2 protein-coding genes are annotated in these 3,302 nt (G+C 57.7%); one reads left to right on the top strand and one right to left on the bottom strand.

The window, feature by feature from the left end; all coding sequences use genetic code 11:
* Positions 1–280: 280 nt before the first annotated feature.
* On the top strand, positions 281–1,144 hold the full coding sequence (locus tag Q363_RS30965) for a GNAT family N-acetyltransferase (protein WP_035358470.1): 864 nt from the start codon (positions 281–283) through the stop codon (positions 1,142–1,144).
* A gap of 53 nt (positions 1,145–1,197) precedes the next feature.
* On the opposite strand, the gene Q363_RS30960 is transcribed toward Q363_RS30965, so the two are convergent.
* Positions 1,198–2,655, bottom strand: a complete 1,458-nt coding sequence (locus Q363_RS30960) for an acyl-CoA dehydrogenase family protein (RefSeq protein WP_051979589.1) — start codon at positions 2,653–2,655, stop codon at positions 1,198–1,200.
* Positions 2,656–3,302 lie beyond the last annotated feature (647 nt).

The raw sequence follows: 3,302 nt of genomic DNA, 5'->3' as shown, positions 1-3,302 counted from the left end.
AGCGGCTTCCTTCTGACGGCTTTATCGAACGCGCACCAAAACCCTGCGCTCTCAACTTGGCCCCGCATGGCGCGCCTCCGATAAAGCACTAACGTAATCCGCCCAGAACCCAGAAATCTGGAAAGTCTTTTGTCCGCGCTGTTCGGTGAGTGAGTTGGCGATTTAAGCGCAAATCGAGCGATAGTTGGCGGGTCGCCAATAACTTCCTTCTGGACGGCCATTTGGAGAGCGCAGCCGCACGGGAGTCTTTCTCCATGCGGGCCAAGGTAAACTTCATAGCGTGGATATCAGCGTTCACCTCTATGAGGATGCCAAACCGTTCTCTGCCGCCGCGGGCGACTTCCTACAGTCACGCGCAGTTCACCATAACCTGATTCTCACGGTGTTAGATCGTCGCTTGACGCGTCCTGAGCCTGGATACTACTGGGTTGCTGCCCGCGCCGGCCAGGCCGCTGGTGTGGTGGTTCAATCTCCTCGCACGCGCTCTGCGTTGCTTGTACCGATGGAACCCAGCGTGATTGAAGCTCTCGTAGACGCGATTGCGGACGCTGGAGACGTTCTTCCCGGCGCCATAGGCGACGCTGCAACGGCCGCGAGCTTCGCCGGGCGATGGGCAGAACAGTGTAAGTCAGCTGCGTTTCCCACCCAAGGACTTCGCCTGTATGAATTGGCTGAGTTGAAGCCTACCGGCCCTTTCGAGGGAACCCTCCGCAAAGCAGAAACTGCGGACCGTAGTCTGGCGATCTCATGGATACAAGAGTTCTACACCGAGGTCCACGAGCCACATGAGGAGCAGGTCGAGAGGCAGGTAGATGACTGGCTCACCTCAGGGAACCTGTGGGTTTGGGAGAACGGCGAGGCAGTGTCCATTGCCGTGAGCCAGAAGCCGATCCAAGGGGTAGTCCGCGTGTCTCATGTGTACACTCCGCCAGAGAATCGAAGGCGTGGCTACGCAGCCGCCTGCGTTTACGGAATTTCGAAGTACTGCACCGAGGCAGGCTATCGCTGCGTTCTGTACACGGACCTGGGAAATCCGACCTCGAACGCGATTTATCGCCGGATCGGGTATAGAGCCGTCGCCGAGGCAATCCACTACCGCTTCGATGGATCTCAGGGGAAGAGTCCCGCAGAAGCTTCCAGATAATCGGCAATATGGCGCTGTGTTCGGGCGCATGGTTATCGGAAAGTGAGACGAAATCATTCACTACCAACCCGGCCCCTTAGTAACGCATCTGCGGTAAGTGAAGCCAGATCGCTAAAAAGCTGCTCCAAAGTCCCTTCCCTGTCAACCTCGGGCAACCTAAGTTGTCGCTCCACCCGCGCTTCCATCTCGCGCAGCTGTGCCTCCGGTGCTTTCCCCGCAAGATGCTGGAACAACAACCTGTGCGCACTCTTGTGCTGCATGACCTCCAGTCCATCCAGCATCTGGCGATGCGATGTCCCTTCCCAGATCGCAAGAATCATCGCCTCGCGTAGCCAGCGCTCCACGCGAAATTCCTGCAGGGTTCCCACTCCGCCGTGCACTTCCATCGCCCATTTGGCCGTCTGGAGAGCAAACTCCGCTGTCCAGTATTTCGCCAGGTGAGCTATCAACCGAAACAGATGATAGCTCTCCGAGTACGGCGGCTTCTCCTGCCATACCTTGTCGAGCAGACTCACCGCTTCCCAGGCCAGCCTGGAAGCCGCGCGTAACCCCTGCAGACGAACCTCAAACTGCCGTCGAAGTAACGGATGCTCGATGATCGGTTTGCCGAAGGCTGTGCGCCGCTCAGCGAAGGAATAGGCATCTGCAATGGCCCTTTGTGCGAGCGCTACGCTGCCCACGCTGTTAGCCACGCGCGAGAGGTTCAGCACTTCGAGAATCAAATAGATTCCATGTTCCGCTTGCCCCAGAAGCCAACCCTCGCTGTTACGAAATTCGATCTCACCGGTTGGTACCGAGCGAGTGGCGATCTTGTCCTTGAGACGGCGTATCAGATAGTTCAGCTGCCCGTCCTCACCCCGACGCGGTACCAGGTACAGATTCAGCCCGCGCACGTTCTGCGGTGCGCCCTCGCGCCGAGCCGCGACCACCGCCAATTCGGCACCTGCATTACTCGCGAAGTATTTGTCACCAGTTAGCCGCCATTTACTCCCATCCCGCTGCGCTACGGTCTCCACGGCCGTGCCCAGGTCCGACCCACCCTTGATCTCCGTCATCCAGGTTGCTCCCTGCCAGACACTGTCATCGCGATGCAACATGGTGGGCAAAAACCGTGCCTTCAACTCTGTTCCTCCATATTTAGCGAGCGGGGAAACCGTGGACAGAGAGACGGTATACGGACACGCCAAGCCCGGGTCGTAAAAAGCGGTGGTGTAGAGAAGAAGGTAAGAGGGTATCAGCGAATTCTGCTCAAAGACTCGCCAGAGCACGCCCGCCCGGTATCCACGTTTCAGCATGCGCCAGTATTCGGGTGGGTAAAGGATTTCATCCACCCGCGCGCCCAACCGATCGAACATGCGTAACCACGGTGTGCCGGCGCGATCCACCGCGTCTGAGATCCCCTGCCCTTCGCATTCGAACCACGCCTCGTATTCTCGCAGCCACTCTTGATCTGCTAAGATCCCAACCTGCTGCAGAAACTGCACCGGAGAGGTCAAGCCATCGAAGCTCATAGCCAGAGTTCTCTCACCCGCACGCGAATTTTGCAAGACTTATCGAAATATCCCTCTCTGGGTGGGATCTCGGAAAACCGACAACTGGCGCGACTCCAGCCCGTCACCTTTCCCGGACCACATCGTCACGTGGGAAGTAACCCATAGATTCTGGTAGATGGTCGGCTATTTTCTCTGAATGCCAAACGCAAAGCGAGGCGCCTACTGAAGCAGCGTTGCATAGAAGGCATTGTTTCCAGAACGAAGGTCTTTTCCGTAGGAAAACGCAACAATGCTTCCGAATATGCGCAGCTTGGCTTGCGCTCCAACGTCCCAAAGCCACTTATGCGAACCGAGCGGCCGTAGAGGAATCGGCGATCTTGCCAATATCAAGAAATGGTCCAAGTTTCAGCGCCACCAATCCATTTCCATATTTGCGCCAGGCGAGAGAGAACCTCGCGAGCGTCGATTTACCTGACGCTCCGCGACCTAGGGTGACCACGCGCTTCATATTTTCCAGCGTACGCCCATGAAATCGCCATGGCGCGGGCATCATTGTCCGGTTGGTCGGTTAGAACGAAGCCGCAGGCGCCGCGGCCGCTGCGGCGGTGGCCTCCGCGTGGTTCCGGGGCCGGTGTAAGTTGTGGGTCACATGGAGGTACTACCTG

Source organism: Edaphobacter aggregans DSM 19364 (genome assembly GCF_000745965.1).
Taxonomy (GTDB): Bacteria; Acidobacteriota; Terriglobia; order Terriglobales; family Acidobacteriaceae; genus Edaphobacter; species Edaphobacter aggregans.
The sequence above is the reverse complement of the archived record's forward strand: the minus strand, read 5'-3'. Positions and strand labels throughout refer to the sequence as shown.